The sequence below is a fragment of the Corynebacterium stationis genome (assembly GCF_001941345.1).
Taxonomy (GTDB): domain Bacteria; phylum Actinomycetota; class Actinomycetes; order Mycobacteriales; family Mycobacteriaceae; genus Corynebacterium; species Corynebacterium stationis.
In genome coordinates this window covers 1,353,735-1,375,133 of the sequence record NZ_CP009251.1, presented here as the reverse complement: position 1 = coordinate 1,375,133, position 21,399 = coordinate 1,353,735, and the positions used below count along the sequence as shown (strand labels likewise).

The window sequence follows — 21,399 nt, the reverse complement described above, 5'->3', positions numbered from 1 at the left end:
AGCCTAAAAGGCCCTTCAAACAAATATTGAAGCCCTCAAGCCACAGAGCGCGGGCTAACATGTAGGCGGTCATGAACCTCCGCAAGAACTGCAGCAAGCTTCGCACGGAGGCTTTGCAGAACCGAACCGCGCGGCAACTGCAAGTCGCAAGCAGTAAGCGACACCAGTAACCGGTAGGCACCCACAAGGCGGCGCAGACTGCGGGCAAGGACAAGCGCACGCTATATGGACATCCAGGCAAGATAATAATAACTTCCACTTTTGTCCGATAATGTACATTATGTCATTTTATATCCGCATCCCTCTTCCCATAACTGCATGGCCGTACGTCGGCACGCCCCTTTGCTGATGCTGGCCATGCATCGACAAGCTCTGGCAATCTGTCTGGGCGCTCCGTAGCCATATCGGCCGACACAACTAGCAACTGACGCCCTTAAATTGCCTTTAAAGCATTTCAATCTTTGATTTACTCACGCAAAACGGCTAATCTATAATTCTCACTAGTTGGAACATAATTGGCCACATGGTGAGACATTATCTAAAACGCCGGGTGATAGTTGAACACCGCCTATATCTCTATCTCACCCAATGAACCTTTTAATTAGAAAGCGCCGTAAATGACTACTTCTGTTTTCCAAGACGGCAATACGCCACCGGATGGCGCAACCGCACCGAAGCTGACTAGCAAGGACCGTCGTCGCGTGGCCTTTGCCTCGACCATCGGCACGACGATCGAGTTTTATGACTTCTACATCTACGCCACGGCGGCTGTAGCGGTCTTCCCATTACTCTTCTTCCCCGCTACTGAGGATCCAACAGTAGCGCTGCTGCAGTCTTTTGCTACCTTTGGTTTGGCCTTCGTGGCACGCCCCCTGGGCTCAATCATCTTTAGCCACTTCGGCGACCGCATCGGCCGCAAGGCAACCTTGGTGGGCGCATTGCTGACAATGGGTATTGCTACCTTCATCATTGGCCTGCTGCCAACTTATGCCACTGCGGGAATTATCGCACCAGGGCTTCTGGCACTGATGCGCTTTTGCCAGGGTCTCGGCCTAGGTGGTGAATGGTCAGGCGCTGCCCTGCTGGCGTCTGAAACCGCTGAGGATGGCAAGCGTGCATCGGCAGCCATGTGGCCACAGTTCGGTGCGCCATTCGGCTTCTTCCTTGCTAATGGCCTGTTTTTGATTCTGGTTTCCGCGCTGGGTTACACCCGCGGCGACACCAGTGGCCCTTTCATGGAATGGGGCTGGCGCATTCCATTCTTGGCTTCCGCAGTCATGGTGCTTATCGGTTTGTACGTGCGCTTGAAGCTGGAGGAAACCCCGGTCTTCCAAAATGCCGTCGACCAGGGCAAGAAGGTTAAAGCACCTGTCACTGAGGTATTCAAGGTTGCTGGCAAGCCAATGGTAATTGGCACCTTCGTCATGGTGGGCTGCTACACCTTGTTCTACTTAGTCACCACGTGGATTCTTTCCTTCGGTATTGGCGATCCTTCTAAGGGCCTTGGCCTGGGCATCCCATACACCGACTTCCTGCAGCTGCAGCTGGTCTCCATCTTCGCGTTTATCGCAGGTATTCCAGTTTCTTCCATCCTCGCAGATAAGTACGGCCGCAAGCCGATTTTGGCAATTGTCTCGGCTTTGATCATCGTCTTTGGCTTTACCTTCACCCAATTCTTGGCCATTGATGCGGCGACAGAAGCATCCGTACTAGTCTTCTTGACCATCGGCATGTTCTTGATGGGTCTTATCTTTGGCCCAATGTCCGCTGTCTTGCCTGAGCTCTTCCCTACTAACGTGCGCTACACGGGCTCTGGTATTTCCTACAACGTCTCTTCCATCTTGGGCGCTGCGATTGCACCGTTTATTGCCACCTGGCTGGTCGCTGAAGTCGGCGTTCACGCAGTCGGTATCTACTTGGCGATCATCTCCGCAATCTCCTTGATTGCAGTGCTATGCATGAAGGAATTGTCGAAGCAAGATCTTAACGAGGTTTAAGCTGTAGCCCTTCTCCAAGGACTACTCCCCTTGTGAAAAATAAGAATTCCCACCCAGACCATGTTTCTAAAGTCTGGGTGGGAATTTTTCTTTCGGCACCAGGGTCGGTGCCAATACACTTATGTATTTATGTACTTATACCCTCGATTAGTGGTGGGCTGCTCCAGCGTCGCTGTAGTGAGCGATTTGGCAGGAGTAATTAGCCAGGCACACATCGTTGATATCGCCGCCATCAAGAGCGATTTCGAGGCGGTCCAGAATCAATTCCCACTTCGGAGCGATCAGGCCAACCTGGTCCTCGACGCCCTCCACGCTGTGGTGGAACTCCAGGTAGGTCTGACCATTTTCTTCCGCTAGGTAGAAACGCAGGTTGAGATCGTGCCCCTGGTGGTCGTTGACTTCCAAGTGCAGAAAATGCGGAGGCATGGATTCTGCGATGTTGACGTCATAGGTGGACTGGATTTCTTCAGAGACCATGGTCATGTGTGAAGGGTTGTCCATGGTGTGGCAATGCCCAAACCACCGGGAGATGCGTGCAGCATCAGCCAAGTAGCCCCACACGACCTTCGGAGCTTGCGGCAGCTCACGCGAAATAACGATCTGACGGCCGTTGTCAGTTTCTTCGATATCACCGGTTGGCTCGAAGTTCTCGACATCGAGTGCATCCCTTGCATCCACGAGGGCTACGGCGTTTGCGCCACCCAAGCTCTGCGAAGCACGCTGTACAGACACTTAAACAGTCTCCTTAAGTAGATACTGCATTTTAGGTATAGATTATGAAAGGCATTCAAGGCCACGAAAGGGCCCATTAGCAGTTAATAGACCCTTTAGAAAAGAATGCTTGTTTTTAAGCAAGACACAACACTAGCCCTCCTTTTAAAAAAGGTGGTAACGAAATCGCTCATCACCCCCAATTGGAGGGGGCTAAAAGTTGCTCTCACCAGCAACAATAGTCTCAGAAGTTAGCGCTTTCCGCCGCGGTGACGATGCATTGCGGCAAACGCCACGGAATCGACCATCTCTAAAGCCAGCAGCGCTTCACGCAGGGCGAATTGATATGTCCATAAGCGGCGGAAGACTTGATCGAAGCCAGCAGCGGCAGCCTCACGCAATCGCCCGTCAAAAAAGGAACGCTCATGCTGCAAGGATGCCTGGTAGTGAGCGCCTAAGTGGATTTGTTCCACGATTCGCAGCCCGGAATGACGCTCAACTAGTTTATGGACATCGTCGACGCTCGGCAGCTCCATGCCTGGCCAGATATAAGCGCGCAAAGGTTGCATCGCAGAACGCGCGGCTTTGGTCATGTGCTCTGTGGAAACCAAAGATTGCAAGACTGCACGTCCAGTGCCGACCAATAACCTTCCGAGGGCTTCGATAAAGACTTGCCGTTGCTTGGGGCTTAAAGCTTCAAGCTTTTCGATGCTCACAATCGCCTCATAACGACTACGCAGCTCGGTGCGATTAGGAATACCCTTGGCAAGCGCTATGCAAGCAACGGAATCTTCCACGCCCTCTAAGACCAATTGCTCGTGCAGGTACTTTAAGTGGGCATCGTCAGCCGAGGCGATATCAACCGTGGCACGTCGTGTGGCGGCCTGTACGCCAACCTGGGAACCTGAGGCAGGATAAACCAGCATGTGGGAACCCACGCCTGTTTTCGTCAGGTCGCAGAGTTTTTGAGCCCACCGCCGTTGTGCATCGCCGAGGTCCTCCCGGTCTACGGTGTCATCGGGCTCGTACATCGTGGTGACATCAACGAAGTGGGGCTTTTTCGCCCCTGGACCGCGGGTATAAGACGGCCAGGACTGCCGCACCGTGGTGTGCACACCGGACGTAAAGAGTCCGCCGTGATGACTCAAGCCGTCGCCGGAATACAGGCTGACCAAGTCGCCGGGGAGTTCCCCACCGAAAGATTCTGAGATCTCAACGGCTTTCGTAGCAGGGCTGTAGTCTACTTTCAGCAGCCGTGTGAGAACTTTTACCAAAGTCGCAGAATCCGGTGTAGACCACTCCCCAGCCATATAAGACTCAGCGACTCCCAACCAACCACTGTGGGCGATGCGCGCAAATAGAGCGTCATGGTGGACCACTAAGTCAGGATCTTCGACCAAGGAAAGACCTGCCTGTGAGCAGGCTTTTGCGAATTCCGCTTCTGCCTTCCGGGCCCTTACTTTAGTTAAAATTCCACTTGGATATGTAGCTATTCCAGGCCATTGTTCAGCGTCAATGCTGGACAAGTGTTGGTCTAGGGCCATTTCTGCCTTTCTCATCCTCAGATCCCCCTGAAATAATACAAGGGAGATCCCCAGCGGAACGCTCATCAAAGAGCTAACGTTTATCTCAACGTCCGATAATAGTTACTTAAAATCACTTCTTTTATCAGGCATGCCGCACAGAAGTTAAGCCACAGTGATTAATAACTAGTCTTTCAGCCTTTTCGGATCTAGACTATTTACGTCGAAAAATTACTTATTATACCTACCAGGAAGGGTGCTCCTTCATAATGACTGATGCTCCATTTCGTCCAAACGGTGGCCGTCACCACGTTGTAATCGTCGGTGCGGGCATGGGCGGCCTCGCTGCTGCACAAAAGCTCAAGGGTGAGAACGTTGATATCACCTTGATCGACAAGAAGAACCACCACTTGTTCCAGCCAATGCTGTACCAGGTAGCCACCGGCATGATTTCTGCTGGCGAAATTGCTCCTTCCACTCGTCAGCTCTTGCGCAACCAGGACAACGCGAACTTCGTTAACGCTGAAGTAACCGACATTGATATCAAGTCCCAGACCGTGACTGCAGTCAATGACGAGTTCACCCGCGTCTTCGAGTACGACTCTTTGATCCTGGCTTCCGGCTCCGGTCAGTCCTACTTCGGCAATGACCACTTTGCTGAGTTTGCGCCTGGCATGAAGTCTTTGGACGACGCTTTGGAGCTACGCTCCCGCATCATTTCGGCGTTCGAAAAGGCCGAGCTTACCGATGACCCTAAGGAGCGTGAGCGCCTTTTGACCTTCATCATCGTCGGTGCTGGCCCAACCGGTGTGGAGCTGACCGGTCAGATCGCTGAGTTGGCAAACCGCACCTTGACGGATGTCTACTCCAACTTCTCTACCTCTTCCGCGAAGATCTACCTGCTGGATGGCGCACCACAGGTGCTGCCACCATTCGGTAAGCGTTTGGGACGCAAGTCCCAGCGTGCCTTGGAGAAGCTGGGCGTAGATGTACGCCTCAACGCGATGGTTACCGATGTCAATGAAGAGTCCGTCACCTACAAGAACATGAAGGACGACTCGGAGCACACTCTGACCGGTGCTATCAAGATCTGGTCCGCGGGTGTTGCTGCTTCCCCACTGGCTCGCTTGGTTGGCGAGCAGGCTGGTGTCGAGGTTGACCGCGCGGGTCGCGTCTCCACCAACGAAGACCTCACCGTGGGCGAGTACTCCAATGTCTACGCTATTGGTGACCTCATGGGTCTGAACCGTCTGCCTGGTCTGGCGCAGGTTGCTATGCAGGGTGGCGCTCACGCTGCGAAGCTGATTGCTGCCAAGGTTGACGAAGAGTCGACCTCCAATGAAACCGAAGCTTTTGACTACTTCGACAAGGGCACCATGGCGATCATCTCCCGTGGCTATGCCATCGTGAAGATGGGCAAGACCGAAATCACCGGCTTCGTCGGCTGGTTGGCATGGTTGGGTCTGCACCTGATGTACCTGCAGGGCTTCCGCAACCGACTTGTCGCTGTTGTTAACTGGGCACAGAACTTCTTCACCCGTTCCCGCAGCAACATCGAAATCACCAAGCAGCAGGCATATGCCCGCAACATCATTGATAATGCTTCGAAGCAGGAAGTGAAGTAAACCCTTCCGGCTAGATTTCTAGCGTTATAGCAAAAGTGCTCGTCTTACCTCACACTGTGAGGAGGAAGACGAGCACTTTGCTTTTTGCCGCGGGTTGAAGGCGCGGCATGCACGAAAGCTATTTAGCCGAGCAAGGAGCTGCCTGGGCGCGATAAGACCGCGACGAGGAAGGTGGAATTGGCGCTATAGGAATTCAAGTCCCAGGAAGAGAACTTGAAGTCGATGCGGAAGCCAACCTTTTCTACCAGGTTGAAAAATTCCTCGAAGGTCCAACCGCGGCCTTCGCCAAAGCCGACGAGGAAGCGCCCACCGGGCTCTAGCGCATTAAAGATATTGCGCAGGGCGCCTTCGCGGCCCTCAGGTGCCAAAAAGCCCATGACATTTCCCGCGGAGATTGCGAAGTCAAAGCCGTTGTCAGGGATTTCATCGTGGGAGAGGTCTCCAACTTCCCAACGCACGTCAGGATGCTCTTCACGCGCATAATCAATCAAGATCGGGTCTATGTCCATGCCGAGCACGTCATGGCCTTGGCGTGCTAAATAGCCCCCGATTCGGCCCGTGCCGCAGCCGGCGTCCAGTACCTTGGAACCGCGCTCCAACATGGCATCGGCGGTTCGCGCTTCACCGTAAATATCTTTACCCTCTGCCTCAAGCACCTTCCAGCGACGAGCGTAGTTATGCGAGTGCGAGGGATCTGCGTCCGTGATTTCTTTCCAAGTAGCCATAACAATCAGTATAGGCGTTCAACTTGGGGGTATGATTCCTAAGCGTCATTATGAACAAGGCGCTAAGCTCGCGCTTTGTTTAGAAAACTTTCAATCCTGGGACAAGGAGGCTGATATGCCCGCTGTACCGTCGCCCTTTAGGCCACGCAAGCCGAAGGTGGAGCCTCCCTCACCTTCGAAAGTAAAAGTTCCCGTAGAACGCGCCATCGAGCACTGCCGTGTCTTTGTTGACGGCGAAGCCCTTCCGGGTGAATTCACGCCACATTCTGCTTTAGACACAGTCGCCGAATACAAGCGCGGCTTCGTATGGGTGGGATTGGTGGAGCCAGTAGAGCACCAAATGACCAGCATTGCAGAGCAGTTCGGCATTCATGAGCTGATCGTGGAAGATGCCGTCGTCGCTCACCAGCGGCCTAAGCTGGAACGCTATGACGATCAACTCTTTGTTGTCGCACGCTCGGTAAACTACCGCGACTCTGATGAGGTCAAAGACCGCCGTGACGTCATCTCCACCGGTGAGGTGCAAATGATCATGGGCAAAAACTTCCTGATTACCGTCTGTCACAAGGCAAAGCTGCCCAACTTGGCATACACGGTTGCCGATGATCAGTCATTGGTGGAAATTGGTCCCGTTGCCATGGTGTGGAAGATCTTGGACATGCTCGTTGACCGTTACTCGGAGATTTCTGCACTTCTTGCTATCGAAGTCGATGACATCGAAGAAGAAGTCTTTGAACCGGGCGCCAAATTCGATGTCAACCGCATCTACCTCTACAAGCGTGAGATCTTGGAGATGAAGCATGCCATTGAGCCGCTATCTGCGGCTTTGAAGTCGTTAGTGGAAAACCACAAGGATCTCATCGACAAGCAAATCCGCTCCTACCTGCGCGATGTCAACGATCACCAGTCTGTGGTCAAAGACCATATCCAAAGCTTTGATGAGCGGCTATCTTCGCTACTCGATGTCTCCGTCGCCAAGGTTTCCATGCAGCAAAATACCGACATGCGCACCATTTCTGCGGTCGTCGGTATGGCGGCAGTGCCGACGCTTATCGCCGGTATTTACGGCATGAACTTCGATAACATGCCCGAGCTACATGCCGAATATGGCTACTACGCCTCCATTGCTTTCATGGTGGTCACCGTCGCCGTTATTTTCTGGTGGTTCCGCAAAAACAACTGGTTGTAGGAAAATTTTAAAGCAATTTTCCTACAACGGAAGCTCGTTGGGGAAATTCGAAACGAATTTCACCCAAGCGTCATCGTGCGCAGCTTGGAGAGGGCAACGAGTTTGCCTTCGTGGTGCAGTTCAATATTCCAAATCTGGCTGCGGCGCCCGGCCTGAATCGGCGTTGCGCGCGCCTCGATGATGCCCTGGGTGACCGATTTAATGAAGTCGGTGTTGTTATTGACCCCCACGACTACTTCCCCAGCCATGACGACCCCGGCCAAGGAGCCCACGGATTCTGCAATAGAGCTAAACACTCCGCCGTTGACCAAGCCCCACGGCTGCAACAGCGTCGGGTTAACGCGCACCATCGCGCGCACCTCGCCACGGGAGATGTGAGTATAACGAAGACCTAAAACCGCATCTAAGCCGATGGTATTTTCATTGATCATCAACAACTCTTGCGAATTCAAGGGCCGCTCATGTGCGGCTTTTAGCAGCTCATCGAGTTGCGCGCGGATTTCCTTCGTCTGCTTCGGGGTGCTCATAGCTTCTTATCTTAATCACCGCGGGGTGTACTAGGTGTCACTTCATCGGCACGAAGATTGAAGGTGTGCGTAAAATACCTGGCATGAGTCAATCTACTGATAAAGCACACATTGGTGTTGTCGGTTTGGCAGTTATGGGCAGCAACTTAGCTCGTAACTTTGCCCGCAATGGCAATACCGTCGCCGTCTATAACCGCAGCCCGGAACGCACCCGCGCCCTCATCGAGGATCACGGTTCGGAAGGCAATTTCATTGCTTCGGAAACGGTTGAGGAATTCGTCGCGTCCTTGGAACGCCCACGCAAGGCCATCATCATGGTCCAGGCGGGTGCTGCGACCGATGCGGTCATCAACCAGCTCGCAGATGCGATGGAAGATGGCGACATCATCATCGACGGCGGCAATGCGCTCTACACCGACACCATTCGTCGTGAAAAGGAGATGGCGGAGCGTAACCGTCACTTCGTCGGCGCTGGTATCTCCGGTGGTGAAGAAGGTGCACTCAACGGCCCGTCCATCATGCCTGGCGGTCCTGCTGAGTCGTGGAAGACTTTGGGCCCTATCTTGGAGTCGATTGCCGCAGTTGTGGACGGTGTCCCCTGTGTAACCCACATCGGTCCCGATGGCGCTGGCCACTTCGTCAAGATGGTGCACAACGGCATCGAGTACGCCGACATGCAGGTCATCGGTGAGGCTTACCAGCTGCTGCGCTACGGCGCGGGCATGGAACCAGCGGAAATCGCTGAGGTGTTCAAGGAATGGAACTCTGGCGACTTGGATTCCTACCTCATTGAAATCACCGCAGAAGTTCTTGCCACTACGGATCCAGACACTGGTAAGCCGCTTGTCGATGTCATCTTAGACGCTGCGGGCCAAAAAGGCACCGGCCGATGGACGGGCATTAGCGGTCTAGAATTCGGTATCCCGATCACCGCAATCGTTGAAGCTGTCTTTGCGCGTGCTTTGTCTTCTTCTGCTAACCAGCGCCAGGCTGCGCAGGAAGGCGAATTACCAGCAGGTTCCGCTGTTGATTTCGATGCGCTGGGTACTACCCGCGAGGACTTTGTCGAAGACGTCCGCCGCGCACTTTATGCTTCCAAGCTGATTGCTTACTCCCAGGGCTTTGACCTCATCAAGGCTGGTTCTGACGAGCACAACTGGGATGTTGACCCACGCGATCTCGCGACCATTTGGCGCGGCGGCTGCATCATCCGTGCGAAATTCCTGGATCGTATTCGCGAAGCTTATGACACCAATCCGCAGCTGCCGGCTTTGATTTTGGATCCTTACTTCAAGGGTGAGCTTTCCGATCTCATCGATCCATGGCGTCGCGTTGTCATCGCCGCTACCCAACTAGGTTTGCCAGCACCTGTATTTGCGTCCTCGCTCTCCTACTACGATTCCCTGCGTGCACAGCGCCTGCCAGCCGCTCTGGTCCAGGGACAGCGTGATTTCTTCGGTGCGCACACCTTCAAGCGCGTCGATAAGGAAGGCACTTTCCACATCGAGTGGTCTGCGGACCGCTCACTTACCCAGATGAATTAACTTTTAAGCAATACCGGCGGCTAAACTGATGGGCAATGACTACTTTTGCCGATCTCGGCTTGCCCCGACCCATTGTTTCCGTCCTTTCAAAGCAAGGGATCACCTCGCCGTTTCCCATCCAGGAGGCGGCGCTTCCTGATGCCTTAGCCGGAAAGGACATCCTCGGCCGCGGACCCACTGGTTCTGGCAAGACTTTTACCTTTGGTTTGCCGATCATTGCCCGCCTCGCCGGCTCCGGAGCATCCAAGCCAGCTCGCCCCCGCGCCTTGATTCTCGCACCGACGCGCGAATTGGCCATCCAGATTCAAGAACGCCTCGATGAACCTGCCAACTCCATGGGACTGCGCGTTCTCGCGGTGGTCGGTGGCGTCAACATCAACCATCATATTCGCCAGCTGGCGCGCCCGGTGGATATTTTGGTGGCCACTCCTGGCCGCGCACAGGACCTGGTCAATCAGAAGAAGCTTTCGCTTTCCGATGTTCGCCTCACCGCCCTCGATGAAGCCGACCAAATGGCAGATATGGGCTTCTTGCCGCAGGTCAAGAAGCTTTTAGACCTCACCCCACGTGATGCGCAGCGCCTGCTGTTTTCTGCCACCTTGGATGGCGATGTCAACAAGTTAGTTGACCGCTTCATGCATAACCCCGTCACGCATTCCACCGCGCCTGTTCAAGCTGCGGTCGATACAATGAAGCACTATCTCTTTTATGTCGGCGAGCGCGAGGATCGCAATAAGGTAGTCATCCGCATCGGTGCTCGCGATGGCAAGACCATCATGTTCATGCGCACTAAGCACGGCGTGGACCGACAAGCGAAAAAGCTTCGACGCGCTGGCATTTCCGCTATGGGTCTGCACGGCGATAAGGGACAAAACACTCGCAGCACCACTTTGCAGGGATTCGCCGATGGCAGCGTATCCGTACTGGTTGCCACCGATATTGCCGCCCGTGGCATCGACGTGCACGATGTGTCCTTGGTTGTCCACGTCGATCCGCCTGCCGAACACAAGGCGTATTTGCACCGCGCGGGACGGACCGCGCGCGCCGGCGAATCAGGCACCGTTGTCACCTTGGTAATGAATGAACAACGCGATGAAGTAGCAAAACTCATCGATAAAGCTGGCGTGGATGCTCAAACCGTCGATATCTCCACCGACGCCAGCCCCGCGTATAACCGCACCCTGGCACAAATCACCGGAGCCCAAGCGGCTACTGGAATTCCAGTTCCTGAACCCGGGGCGCAGCCTGCTAAAAAGCCGGCAGCGCCGAATAAGCAGACCAGACAGACTCAAGCCAACAAGCGCAGCTCGTCCTCGCGAAACGGTCAAAAGCGCGGCAGGGGTGCATCGACAAGCAATAAGCCTTCCCGCTCTACCAACTCCCGACGTCGCTCACAATAAATATGATTTTCCTCGACCCTTCCGAATGGGGTGCGCGCATGCAGGCGCACCAACACCGCGCGGATGAGTTGCTTGCTGCTTATCGGCATCCCGGTGAAAAGCACCCCGTGTACGACTTTTTATTCAACTACTACCCTGTGCGCCCCAAGCACCTGCGGCAATGGCATCCCGGCGTCGGAGTTAAGCTGCTAGGAGCGGTTGAAGCACCGCATGCCACCTGGCGCGACTACGTTGTCGATGACAATGGGGTTGCGCTGGATATCCCGGCCTTCTGGGCGCGTCGCGGCGACTCGATGGAACACATCCGCACGCTGATGGAGAACTCTGCTGCGAATCCTTCCCGATTTGAATGTTTCGGGCTGCACGAGTGGGCGATGTTGTATAAGTCTGGGGATGCTCGCCACGATTTACCGCTGCGACTGGGTCAAGCTGGGACCGATGAAGTGGTGGAAACCCACCGCATTCGTTGCTCCCATTATGATGCTTTCCGCTTCTTTACCCCACCCGCGCGCCCCTTGAACCTCACAGTCTTGCACCGCGAAGACCAAGTTCGCGTCGAACAAGCTGGCTGTGTGCACGCCACAATGGACTTGTACAAATGGGCATGGAAGATGGGCCCCTTAGTGCCTGGCGAGCTTTTTCTAGACGCGCTAGAACTAGCTGTCGATGCGCGCATTCTAGACATGGAGGCTTCCCCCTACGACTGCCGTGAGCTAGGGTTTTCGGTAGTTGCGATTGAAACTACCGAAGGTAAGGCTGAATATGTGCGGCGCCAACGCGCCCTGGCAGACCGCGCAAAGCCGATGCGCAGTCGGCTTGTCGCACTCATTGAGGAAGCTAAACGCGCTAATCTAAGTTCCGATAATACTGTGGCGTAGGAAATGAAAGGCACTGCAGAATGGCTCGGCACTCAAATGGACAAGAGAACTACAAGCCCGCTGGCTGGGTCATTGCTGTGGCCATCGTCGTCATCGTGGCGATTATCGCGCTGTTGTACTTCTGGCTCGGAAACGACAACGGCGACGATGTAAATAACGCCGCGGATCAAGAAAGCACTGCCCAGGAGACATCTTCAGATGAAGCCACCTCGGAAGATACTTCAGCTGAAACTTCCGTTGATGACGCTTCCACGGAGGAGAATTCAGAAGAAGAAACCCCGTCTGAGGAGCCCGAAACCTCAGAGGCTCCTGCGCCTGCACCTTCTGCTGATGCTGCTGATACCTTAATCCTGCTCGATACTTCCAATGCCATGGCGGGTCAATTTGATCCGGTCTCTGGCGCTTTGGCTAATACCGCACGTGCCCTGTCTGGTGCGAACAAGGCTGTGGCCTTGTGGAACTACTCTTCCCCACTTAACCCTGGTGTGACGGTGGGTTACCGCGATAACTTGGGCTTTGGAAACGGTGACGAGGCAGCTAATACCATCCAAGCCTTCGGCACCGGTGGCGAACCGCAGACGCGTCCAGCAGTGATTGCTGCGGCTGATGTCGCCGCCGACCGCGCTGCTGATATCAACGGCCCTGTTCGCGTCTTGCTCGTTACTACCGGCACCGTCACCGCCATGGACGATGCCGCTTTTGCCGACGCTTTCGCACAAGCAGCCGGCAACAACGTTGAGCTGTCCGTTGTTCACGTTGGCCCAGGTGCTCCGGATGCAGCTGTGGAAGATGTTGCTACAGAATTTACCTCCGTTGATGGCACCGACTCACGTGCGGTTGCTGACGCTTTAAGGGCTGCCGCCGGAGCGTAATAATACCCCCGTTTTAGGGAGGTTTAGGGCTTTAACTCACGCGAGTTAAGGCCCTCTTTTTATGCGCTGAGGAAGTTGATTTGGCCAGTTCGCAAGAGTGTATTTCAAGCTTTAAGTAATGGTTTGCTTCGCGATCGATTTCGAACATAGTCGCGACAAGCTCGGGTGAGGTTGCTAGGATTTCAGGCAGAAGCACGCAATATTCACTAGGTAATAAAAGCCCATCTAGCTTGGGAAAGGAGGTAGATGACATGGCTGGCTACAACCCCACATCACAAAATCAAGATCCGCAGATTGCACGGGGGATTATTCGCGAATCTATCGCACATATCTCTTCCGGTTTAACCAACTTGCAAGCCGCCACGCATTCGGTGGAAACACTCAAGTTCCACGACATCTACCTGTTGATGGAAGACCTCGAGGAAGCTTTCGGCAAGAAGACCTTTGTGGATGCCGCATTCGCTTTCCTGGCTCAGCGTGATGATGCGGGGCGCCTTGTCTCTTCTGCTCACGCTACTGAATACTTCATCAAAAGGATGAACCTGTCTTATGGCGAAGCAATGGACAGGCTCCGCAATGCAGAATCACTGTTTGGCAAGGATGTCGAGCCTGACCTTGGCCCACCACCCACTCCGGAGCCAGAGTCAAATCCTGAAGATTTGCCTGCCGATGATCACTCCGCTGACTCCAACGATGCGGAAGAAAAGGCTAAAGAAGCCGAGCGAAAAGCACGTGAGGAACGAGAGGCTCGTCAACGGGCCGAGCGTGAGCGTGAAGCTCAAGAGCGTGCTGAGCGTGAAAATGAAGCCAAAGCGCGAAATCGCGACAAGATTGGCACCGGTTCAATTCCGGCCGATGTGCTGCGGATGATTGACTTTGAACTCAAGCAGCTAGATCGCTACGCCAAACCCGGCCGTCACGAATTGCGCTCGATGGCAATTGACAAGGCGCGCGAGCTTTCAAAATCCCAGCTCAAGACGTGGCTGCGCAGGGCTATCCGTCAGGCCAATGCCAACGCCGTTATGCCCAATGGTGAGCGTGACCATACCGCGCAACTAGCTAAGCGCGAATTGCACATCTCAGAACCTGATGCTGAAGGCATGGTTTCTATCCGCGGCAAGCTAGACCCAGTATCAGCAGCCATTTTCGCCAAAGCGATGTCACCGGCTGCGCGGCCTGGCTTCGATAGAGAAGAAACCGGTTTCGACGATACTCGCAGCTTGCCCCAGCGCCGTGCGGACCAGCTCACGCAGTTGTGCTCTAACTTTATGACTAGCCGAAACCCGAATTCTGGCCTGTCCTCCATCGTAGTGTCGGCAACGCGTCAGGAATTGGAAAACCTCTCCCCTGACACCTTGCTGCCAACCGATACGGGAATTTATCTCACCCCGCTGGACCTTATCCGGCTCGGAGCCGCGGGAAGTGACTACCTGTGCATCATGGATGACACTGACTTTCAGCCTCTGGCGCTAGGACGTAGCAAGCGAAGCGCAACGCTAGCGCAAAAGCTGGCGCTGATAGCTTCGGAGATGGTGTGCTCGCACGATGGCTGTGAAGTTTCTGCCATGAATTGCGACGTTCACCATATCGTTGCGTGGAGCTATCAAGGGGTAACTGACCTGAAAAATCTCACACTGCGGTGTCGTAGGCATCATGGCGATAACAATGATGCGCAGGATTTCCGTCACAATATGGCACATGCTGCCCGATGTCCCGATACCGAGCGGGCCGGAACTCAGTATCCTCATGAAGATGGATTGAGGTTCAATGATTCCGTCGCTGCACAACAGTCAGCGCATCATAAGCTCAAGACTCAAGGCCCACCGACCGAAAGTCCTCCGCCCCCAGGCGATGACGATGATGGAACCGTTCAACCGGATCTATTTGCTCCCGCATAAAGAACTAACCACTAGCAAGACCCACCCTTGCCTACCGGAGATTTCCGAAGGCGTATGGGGTCTTGCTAGTGGTTGTTTGCTTAATTTCACTGAGTGTTTAAAGCCGGTTTAGCGAAAGCGCTTGGGAACGTTTGGTTCGCCCAAGGTCAGCATTAAGCGGTTGGCCCAGTTGAAAAATGCGGAGGAATTGATGACGTCGATGATGCTCAGGTCATCAAGACCGGCCTCGCGCAGTGCGGTGACGTTCTCATCGTTGAATGCGAACGGGGTCGCGGTTAGCGCTACCGCTGCATCGCGAATGGCAGACCACAGCGAAGAACCGAGCTCGACGGTAATGCCTTCGTCCAACAAGCGATCGATGGCTGCGGCATCACCGCCTTCTTCCTTGGCTCGCGCCTGGTGCACTGAGGCGCAGTATTCGCAGCCGTTGAAGCGGGAGGCCACGGTAGCAGCTAATTCACGCTCGGCCCGGGCGAGTCCGCCCTCGGTGTTGTAGAAAATATCGAGGTCGGTCAAGGTGCGTGCCTTGAGAGCCTGCGGGTCACGAGCCAGCAAACGGAAGTAAGGCATGTCCGCACGCTCCGGCTTGATAAGGGCGTCGATGTGCTCGTCGGTGAGGTCTGCCTTGGCCATCGCTGGCACCCAGGGCTCCCAGCCGAGTGAGTGATTGACGAACTTCGCAGGCTTTACTACCTCGGGAATCAAGATATTCTCGGTTGCTTCCCAGCTGGGGTTAGCCACGGCCTGAGAAGCATGCTCCTGGGAGGCTTGTGGCGACACCAACTGCGGCGCGGCGCCTGCCAAGACTTGCATGCCGTGAACAACGCGCTGTTGAAACGCGAGGAAGGAAATCAACTGGCTCAGGGAGACAATCTCATCGGCGGACCAGCCAGCGACATCCAGATGTCCAACCGCAGCGGGGCTGGCGTCTTTTGGATGGAAGGTCAGAAGGTGCGCAAAATCGAAGGCAGCTGCCAGTCGTGGGCCGAGCGCGGAACTTGCGTCGAAGACAGTGAAGTTACCGTCGTGGAAAGGGCCAGTCGTGGTCCCGGCAGCGATGGCTCCTTGGACGGTAGCGACAAGTGCGTCATCGGATTCATCGGCAAGCAGGTCGAGGTAGAACTGCGCTGCGCGGTCTGCCTGTGAAATGCCGGTGATGAAAGCTGCGACAGCGTAGCGTTCTGCGTAGGTGAATTCGCCAGGATTTTCTGGCTCCAGCAGTGCTTGGAAGCTAATCTGCGCGTTCGTGACAGCATCAGAGCGACGCTCACGCAGCGCGACGAACTCCGTTCCGTCAAGGCCAGCTAGTTGATTAATAATATCGGTCATAATCTCCTCGTTCTTTCTCAAGCCCTATCTTAAAGCCCTAAGTTCAGGTCGCCTGCGCGGTAGCGCTGCCCGGGAATAGCCCCGATGAGGTTGCGGGTAAATTCTGACTGCGGCGCACGGAAGACCTCTTCAGTAATGCCTTGCTCGACTTGTTCACCGCGGCGCAAAACGCTCACGGTATCGGAAATCTGGCGCACCACCGCAAGGTCATGCGAGATGAAAATGTACGTCAAGCTCAAGTCTTTCTGCAGCTTATCCAAAAGGCGGATGATCTGGGCTTGCACGGTAACGTCGAGGGCCGAGACTGCCTCGTCTAAAATGACCAGCTCGGGCTCTACGATGAGCGCGCGGGCAATGGCTACACGTTGGCGCTGCCCACCGGATAGCTCACGGGGGCGGCGCGCGTACATATCAGCATCCAAGGAAACTAATTCCAAGTACTCCTTGGCGCGCGCCTGGGCTTTGGATTTGGAAGCGCGGGTGAAGTTGCGGAAAGGCTCGGCAATGATATCGCCAATACGCATGCGCGGGTCTAGTGACGAGTATGGGTTCTGATAGACCAGCTGGATATTGCTACGCAGTTCTTTACGCTCGGCAGCGTTAGCAGCCAGGATATCGACCCCATCCACCGTGATTGAGCCTGCTGTCGGGGTCTCGAATAAGGAGATCATGCGGCCGGTGGTGGTCTTACCGGAACCGGACTCCCCGACTAGCGCGTGGGTGGAACCGGGGCGCACCTCAAAGGAGATATCCTGCACGGCAGTGAAATCCCCGTACTTTTTACTCAGGCCTTCTACCTTTACCAAAGGCTGGCTGCCTGCTCCGGCAGCCTCCTCGGTCAAAGTACTCAGTGCTGGAGCCGCTTGGCGGTGGATTTGTGCGGTGGCGAGCGACGGAGCATCGGCAAGCAAGCGCTTGGAGTAGTCGTCCTGGGGATCGGTGAGCACGTTAGCGGCCAATCCCTCTTCGCGGACTTGGCCCTTTTCCATCACCACGATGCGGTCGGCGCGATCGCCGGCCACCGCGAGGTCGTGGGTAATAAATAAGATGCCTAGGCCTAGCTCTTCGCGCATGCGGTCCAGCAGGTCCAAAATGACCTTTTGCACGGTGACATCGAGCGCCGAAGTCGGCTCATCGGCGATGATCAGCTCGGGCTCTAAAGACAACGCTGCAGCAATGAGCACGCGCTGCTTCATGCCACCGGAAAGCTCATGCGGATATTGGCCATACCGGCGCTGCGGGTCGTCAATGCCGACGGTTTCCAACAGTTCAATCGCGCGGCGCTTGCGTTCTGCAGCCGTGCCATGGCGGTGAATTACCATGGCTTCTTCCACGGAAGCGCCAATGGTTTTGACCGGGTTTAGGGAGTTGTTCGGGTCCTGCGGAATCAGCGCAATCTGCTGCCCACGAAGCTGACGCCACTGTGAATTAGACAAATTGGTGATATCGCGGCCTTTGAAGTGCACCTCGCCGGTATCCACGCTGGCGCTGCGCGGCAAAAGGCCAATGGCGGCCATCGCTGTTGTGGATTTACCGGAGCCGGACTCGCCGACGATCGCAGTAATCTCACCTGGATGAACTTCTAGGCTCACACCTGATACTGCAGCGACATCTCCGCGGCGGGTGTGGTAGCTAACCGCCAGGTTGTCAATATGAAGCAATGCTTGAGACATGGTCCTTTAAGCCTCCGTGTGGATGTTGTGAGACAGGTGGTTGGCAGCCATGACTACCGCGATAATCGCAAGACCTGGGAAGGTGACAACCCACCAGGCGGTGGCGACGAAGTCGCGGCCATCGGCGATAATCAAGCCCCACTCCGGGATTGGAGGTGGTGCACCGTAGCCCAAAAAGCCCAAGATGGCGAGCTGCAGGATGGCACTACCGAATTGCAGGGTGGCCAGCGCAATGACCGGGGTCAAAGAGTTCGGCAGGACGTGCTTAAACAGTACTTGTGTGCCGGAGGCGCCAGAGCCATAAGCGGCTTCAATAAAGTCCGCTTTCGCCACGCTCATCACCTGCGAGCGCGCTAGGCGCGCAAAGGTAGCAACCGAGGTCATACCAACGGCAAAGGCAGCGTTGGTGGAACCAAAGCCCAAGATGATGATGATCGAAAGGGAAAGCAGAATGCCAGGGATGGACAGCAGGACATCGACAAGCCGCATGATAACGGCATCGACCCAGCCGCCGCGGGTGCCGGCAATAAGTCCCAGCAAAGTGCCCAGCACTAGGCCCACGGCCACGGCAATCAGGGCGCCGAAGAGGGATTGTTGCGCGCCGTAGATGATGCGGGCATAAACATCGCGGCCCACGGCGTCGGTGCCCAGCCAGTGCGCGCTGCTTGGTGCTTGCAGGGCCACATCGGTGCCGGCATAGGCGTCAAGGCTGGTAAATAGGCTCGGAAACAGCGCCCAGGCAAAGGCGATGACCAAAATGATGCTCGCGATGACAGAGCCCGGGGTTAGCCACGGGTTGCGTCCCTTGTGGCGTTTGCTGGTCGACTGCAGACGTGATTGCTCGTGCTGTGGGATTGATGTCTGATTAGTCATTTACTTAACCTTCCTGCGCAAGCGCACGTCAAGGACTGGGTATAGCAAGTCCACGATCAGGTTGATGATGATGTACGCGGTTGCGGCGATGACCACCACTGCCAAAAGCACTGGGGTGTCGCGGTTGGAGACAGCTTGCACCGTCATATTGCCCAGGCCTGCGCGGCCGAAGACGGTTTCGGTCACGACTGCGCCGCCGACGAGCTCGCCGAAGAGCAGGCCGACCATCGTCAGCGCCGGCAAGATGGCATTGCGCAGCACATTGCGCCAAAAGATCCAGGCTTCCGATGCGCCCTTGGCTCGTACCACCTGCACAAAGGACAGTTGGTTGACCTCATCGATAGAGCGAATGAGCACTTGGATCAGCGGCGCGGCCATGGGCACCACCAAGGTCAGCGTAGGCAGGATGAGGCCTTCAATCGCACCAGGGTTGATGGCCGAGACCCAACCCAGGCGGAAGGAGAAGAATTGCAGGAGCAAAATCGCGAGCCAAAAGCCTGGGAGTGAGACCAGCAGCGATGGCAGGCTGCGGAAGAAGGTTCCGATAAAGCCCAGGCCCGGCACCGTCGCCAGGTAGGCAACAATCAAGGCGATAATGACGGCGAGACCTACCGAGGTGGTTGCAAGCGTTAGGGTGTGCGGGAGGTTTTCAGCGACCATCGTCGATACGGCAGTGCCAGTTTGCACAGAGGTACCAAAGTTACCAGTGAGAAAGCCTCCTAAGGTGGTAATAAATTGCACCAAGATTGGCTTGTCGATGCCCATCTCTTCCCTAATACCAGCGATCTCCGCCTGGGAAAGCCCCAACGCGGGAGCGCCGTAGCGCGCCATCACACCATCGGAAGGCAGCGCTGAGAGAAGGAAAAATGCGACAGTGAATGTTATAAAGAGCATCAGGATGGATTGCCCGATGCGACGAGCCAGAGCCGAGCTAGTCATTTACTTGACCTCCTTGTGGTCGATCCACGCGCCGTAGAAGCTGGGGCGGCCAATCGCCTCCGGTGCAAAGCCCTTGAGGTACGGCTGCACCGCGTAGACGACGGGTTCCTCGAAAAGCGGCAAGGCATAAGCCTGCTCAGTGACGTAATCCTGCACGGCGGCGGTGGCTTCTGCGCGGCCTTCGTCATCGGCGGTAGCGACCACATCACTCAGCAGGTCCTCTAAGTGCTGGTCCAATACGTTGCCGTCCTCATCCTGGTTGATGAAAGAGTCGCGGTTATCGACGGAATAGTGCGACTTAATCACGTCATAGTCCGCCCGTCCGACCATCGTGTGGTCCAGCTGAATCTTATTTGGATCCTTGGAATCGGAGTCCTGGGTGGCTTGGTCACCGGAATTGAGGTGCAACTCGATGCCAATGCCGCGCAGCTGCTCCTGAATCATGGTGATGACCTCTCGCGAACGCGGCTGCGGCATCGCCAGCTTGGCAGTAATACTCAAGCGCTTGCCATCTTTGACGCGGATGCCATCGGCACTTGGTTCCCACCCGGCGTCATCGAGAAGCTGCTTAGACAGCTCGGGATCAAAGTCATAAGCTGCGCTTTGATCCTTGTAACCACGGGCATTTTTGGCCATCGTGGAAGTCGCTAGCGGATAAGACTCGGAGAAAAGCACGTGAATAATCTGCTCGCGGTCCACGCCGTGGATAACCGCCTCGCGTACGGCCTTGTCGTTAAATGGCCAGACATTAAAGCGGAATGCCAGCTGGTTATTCATGCCGTTGGTGCCATGCGAAATCACGTTGATGTCAGCATCTTCTAAGTGCGATTCCTGCGGAGCAGATACCTGACGCACGATTTGTACTTGGTTGGACGTAATCGCGCCGGTACGCATGGACTCTTCAGCTGCGAGTACATAATTAATGCCATCGAGCTGTGCGCGGCCTTGATGCTCGTGCGCGGGCGGCGCCCAGTCATAGTCCTCGCGCGCGGACAGGTGCAGGTCAGTGCCGAGCTTTTCGCCATCAATGACGAAGGGGCCAGAGCCGATAATCGCCTCAGCGTTGCCAGGGCCAAAGCCCTCGTTGTCCAACTCCAAGGTGGAATCCGCCAACAGGCCGGCGTTAAAGGACGAAACCGCCTGCTCAAAGCCCGGCGAAGGCTCGGAGAAGTAGAACTTCACGGTGTCTTCATCAATGACTTCCCCGCGCTCATAGTTGGAGATCTGCTCAGAAACATTGAGTAGTCGCTCATCATCGCCCTGGCCGTAAAGGTCAATATTGCGCACGACATTTTCAGCCGTGAGCGGCGTGCCGTCCGAGTAGCTGACATCGGTGCGGATATCGAAAGTAAATTCAGTCGCATCCTCATTGATCTCCGGCAGGTCCGTCGCGATCCACGGGGATAGCTCCAAGGTTTCCGGGTCCTGGTACAACAGGCGGTCAGTAATCTGATTTACTACCGCGCCATTGGGGTAAAACCCTGCTGCTGGCGGGTACAGGGTGCGGAAGAATTGCGGTTCGAGGTAAGTAATCTCGTTGGCTTCGATGCCGGCCTGCTCGTCGACGCTCCCCTCTTCGCTCTCTGCGTTTGTCGTGCACGCGGCCACCATGGAGGTTGCCAGCAGCACACTCAAAACGCGCAGGCTACGAGCATTTTTCAAGCTCTTGTGGCGTTTCACTTGATTCGCTTCACTT

General features: G+C 55.4%; 17 protein-coding genes. 8 read left to right on the top strand and 9 right to left on the bottom strand.

The genetic code is table 11. The annotated features are described in order from the left end of the window. Nucleotides 1-617 precede the first annotated feature (617 nt). Nucleotides 618-1,997, top strand: a complete 1,380-nt coding sequence (locus CSTAT_RS06395) for an MFS transporter (protein ID WP_075722855.1) — start codon at nucleotides 618-620, stop codon at nucleotides 1,995-1,997. A 147-nt stretch (nucleotides 1,998-2,144) separates the two neighbouring features. On the opposite strand, the gene CSTAT_RS06390 is transcribed toward CSTAT_RS06395, so the two are convergent. Both CSTAT_RS06390 and CSTAT_RS06385 read right to left on the bottom strand, forming a co-directional pair. Next, the gene (locus CSTAT_RS06390; protein WP_066839862.1) at nucleotides 2,145-2,729 is read right to left on the bottom strand and encodes an SRPBCC domain-containing protein; all 585 of its coding nucleotides are present in this window, start codon (nucleotides 2,727-2,729) and stop codon (nucleotides 2,145-2,147) included. A 230-nt stretch (nucleotides 2,730-2,959) separates the two neighbouring features. Then, nucleotides 2,960-4,252 carry a class I SAM-dependent methyltransferase gene (locus CSTAT_RS06385; RefSeq protein ID WP_066839864.1) on the bottom strand — a complete coding sequence of 431 codons (1,293 nt, stop codon included), beginning with the start codon at nucleotides 4,250-4,252 and terminating at the stop codon, nucleotides 2,960-2,962. 248 nt (nucleotides 4,253-4,500) lie between these two features. On the opposite strand from CSTAT_RS06385, the gene CSTAT_RS06380 reads away from it, so the two are divergent. Next, nucleotides 4,501-5,856 carry an NAD(P)/FAD-dependent oxidoreductase gene (locus CSTAT_RS06380; RefSeq protein WP_075722854.1) on the top strand — a complete coding sequence of 452 codons (1,356 nt, stop codon included), beginning with the start codon at nucleotides 4,501-4,503 and terminating at the stop codon, nucleotides 5,854-5,856. A 122-nt stretch (nucleotides 5,857-5,978) separates the two neighbouring features. On the opposite strand, the gene CSTAT_RS06375 is transcribed toward CSTAT_RS06380, so the two are convergent. Next, nucleotides 5,979-6,581 carry a class I SAM-dependent methyltransferase gene (locus CSTAT_RS06375; RefSeq protein WP_075722853.1) on the bottom strand — a complete coding sequence of 201 codons (603 nt, stop codon included), beginning with the start codon at nucleotides 6,579-6,581 and terminating at the stop codon, nucleotides 5,979-5,981. A gap of 115 nt (nucleotides 6,582-6,696) precedes the next feature. Here CSTAT_RS06375 and corA point away from each other — a divergent pair, with 115 nt between their 5' ends. Beyond that, a complete protein-coding gene (gene corA, locus CSTAT_RS06370; protein ID WP_066797592.1) occupies nucleotides 6,697-7,770 on the top strand; it encodes a magnesium/cobalt transporter CorA in 1,074 nt (357 codons plus the stop codon). Nucleotides 7,771-7,829: 59 nt separating this feature from the next. On the opposite strand, the gene CSTAT_RS06365 is transcribed toward corA, so the two are convergent. Continuing rightward, the gene (locus tag CSTAT_RS06365) at nucleotides 7,830-8,297 is read right to left on the bottom strand and encodes a PaaI family thioesterase (protein ID WP_075722852.1); all 468 of its coding nucleotides are present in this window, start codon (nucleotides 8,295-8,297) and stop codon (nucleotides 7,830-7,832) included. An 83-nt stretch (nucleotides 8,298-8,380) separates the two neighbouring features. On the opposite strand from CSTAT_RS06365, the gene gndA reads away from it, so the two are divergent. The 5 genes from gndA to CSTAT_RS06340 all read left to right on the top strand — a co-directional run bounded on the left by gndA (nucleotide 8,381) and on the right by CSTAT_RS06340 (nucleotide 14,889). Further along, entirely contained in the window at nucleotides 8,381-9,841 is a 1,461-nt protein-coding gene (gene gndA / locus CSTAT_RS06360; protein ID WP_075722851.1) for an NADP-dependent phosphogluconate dehydrogenase, read from the top strand. 35 nt (nucleotides 9,842-9,876) lie between these two features. Beyond that, nucleotides 9,877-11,241: a DEAD/DEAH box helicase gene (locus CSTAT_RS06355; RefSeq protein ID WP_075722850.1), complete on the top strand. Its 1,365-nt coding sequence runs from the start codon at nucleotides 9,877-9,879 to the stop codon at nucleotides 11,239-11,241. Nucleotides 11,242-11,243: 2 nt separating this feature from the next. Continuing rightward, complete coding sequence (locus CSTAT_RS06350; RefSeq protein WP_075722849.1) at nucleotides 11,244-12,119, top strand: 3-methyladenine DNA glycosylase; 876 nt, start codon at nucleotides 11,244-11,246, stop codon at nucleotides 12,117-12,119. Between the two features lie 20 nt (nucleotides 12,120-12,139). Further along, a complete protein-coding gene (locus tag CSTAT_RS06345) occupies nucleotides 12,140-12,991 on the top strand; it encodes a hypothetical protein (RefSeq protein ID WP_075722848.1) in 852 nt (283 codons plus the stop codon). A gap of 251 nt (nucleotides 12,992-13,242) precedes the next feature. After that, nucleotides 13,243-14,889, top strand: coding sequence for an HNH endonuclease signature motif containing protein (locus CSTAT_RS06340; protein ID WP_083640722.1), 1,647 nt, complete (start codon nucleotides 13,243-13,245; stop codon nucleotides 14,887-14,889). A gap of 108 nt (nucleotides 14,890-14,997) precedes the next feature. On the opposite strand, the gene CSTAT_RS06335 is transcribed toward CSTAT_RS06340, so the two are convergent. From CSTAT_RS06335 to CSTAT_RS06315, 5 genes are read right to left on the bottom strand one after another with little or no spacing between them, the layout of a single operon-like run. After that, nucleotides 14,998-16,218, bottom strand: coding sequence for an alkylhydroperoxidase domain protein (locus CSTAT_RS06335; protein WP_075722847.1), 1,221 nt, complete (start codon nucleotides 16,216-16,218; stop codon nucleotides 14,998-15,000). Between the two features lie 29 nt (nucleotides 16,219-16,247). Further along, a complete protein-coding gene (locus CSTAT_RS06330) occupies nucleotides 16,248-17,891 on the bottom strand; it encodes a dipeptide ABC transporter ATP-binding protein (protein ID WP_075722846.1) in 1,644 nt (547 codons plus the stop codon). Nucleotides 17,892-17,897: 6 nt separating this feature from the next. Next, nucleotides 17,898-18,764 carry an ABC transporter permease gene (locus CSTAT_RS06325; protein ID WP_075722845.1) on the bottom strand — a complete coding sequence of 289 codons (867 nt, stop codon included), beginning with the start codon at nucleotides 18,762-18,764 and terminating at the stop codon, nucleotides 17,898-17,900. Next, nucleotides 18,765-19,703, bottom strand: coding sequence for an ABC transporter permease (locus CSTAT_RS06320; RefSeq protein WP_075722844.1), 939 nt, complete (start codon nucleotides 19,701-19,703; stop codon nucleotides 18,765-18,767). Then, nucleotides 19,704-21,314, bottom strand: coding sequence for a TIGR04028 family ABC transporter substrate-binding protein (locus CSTAT_RS06315; RefSeq protein ID WP_244892930.1), 1,611 nt, complete (start codon nucleotides 21,312-21,314; stop codon nucleotides 19,704-19,706). Nucleotides 21,315-21,399: the final 85 nt, after the last annotated feature.

Coding starts and splice junctions, on each gene's coding strand:
- CSTAT_RS06395 (WP_075722855.1), top strand. CDS start 618: ATGACTACTTCTGTTTTCCAAGACGGCAATACGCCACCGGATGGCGCA.
- CSTAT_RS06385 (WP_066839864.1), bottom strand. CDS start 4,252: ATGGCCCTAGACCAACACTTGTCCAGCATTGACGCTGAACAATGGCCT.
- CSTAT_RS06380 (WP_075722854.1), top strand. CDS start 4,501: ATGACTGATGCTCCATTTCGTCCAAACGGTGGCCGTCACCACGTTGTA.
- CSTAT_RS06375 (WP_075722853.1), bottom strand. CDS start 6,581: ATGGCTACTTGGAAAGAAATCACGGACGCAGATCCCTCGCACTCGCAT.
- corA (WP_066797592.1), top strand. CDS start 6,697: ATGCCCGCTGTACCGTCGCCCTTTAGGCCACGCAAGCCGAAGGTGGAG.
- CSTAT_RS06365 (WP_075722852.1), bottom strand. CDS start 8,297: ATGAGCACCCCGAAGCAGACGAAGGAAATCCGCGCGCAACTCGATGAG.
- gndA (WP_075722851.1), top strand. CDS start 8,381: ATGAGTCAATCTACTGATAAAGCACACATTGGTGTTGTCGGTTTGGCA.
- CSTAT_RS06355 (WP_075722850.1), top strand. CDS start 9,877: ATGACTACTTTTGCCGATCTCGGCTTGCCCCGACCCATTGTTTCCGTC.
- CSTAT_RS06350 (WP_075722849.1), top strand. CDS start 11,244: ATGATTTTCCTCGACCCTTCCGAATGGGGTGCGCGCATGCAGGCGCAC.
- CSTAT_RS06345 (WP_075722848.1), top strand. CDS start 12,140: ATGGCTCGGCACTCAAATGGACAAGAGAACTACAAGCCCGCTGGCTGG.
- CSTAT_RS06340 (WP_083640722.1), top strand. CDS start 13,243: ATGGCTGGCTACAACCCCACATCACAAAATCAAGATCCGCAGATTGCA.
- CSTAT_RS06335 (WP_075722847.1), bottom strand. CDS start 16,218: ATGACCGATATTATTAATCAACTAGCTGGCCTTGACGGAACGGAGTTC.
- CSTAT_RS06330 (WP_075722846.1), bottom strand. CDS start 17,891: ATGTCTCAAGCATTGCTTCATATTGACAACCTGGCGGTTAGCTACCAC.
- CSTAT_RS06325 (WP_075722845.1), bottom strand. CDS start 18,764: ATGACTAATCAGACATCAATCCCACAGCACGAGCAATCACGTCTGCAG.
- CSTAT_RS06320 (WP_075722844.1), bottom strand. CDS start 19,703: ATGACTAGCTCGGCTCTGGCTCGTCGCATCGGGCAATCCATCCTGATG.
- CSTAT_RS06315 (WP_244892930.1), bottom strand. CDS start 21,314: ATGGTGGCCGCGTGCACGACAAACGCAGAGAGCGAAGAGGGGAGCGTC.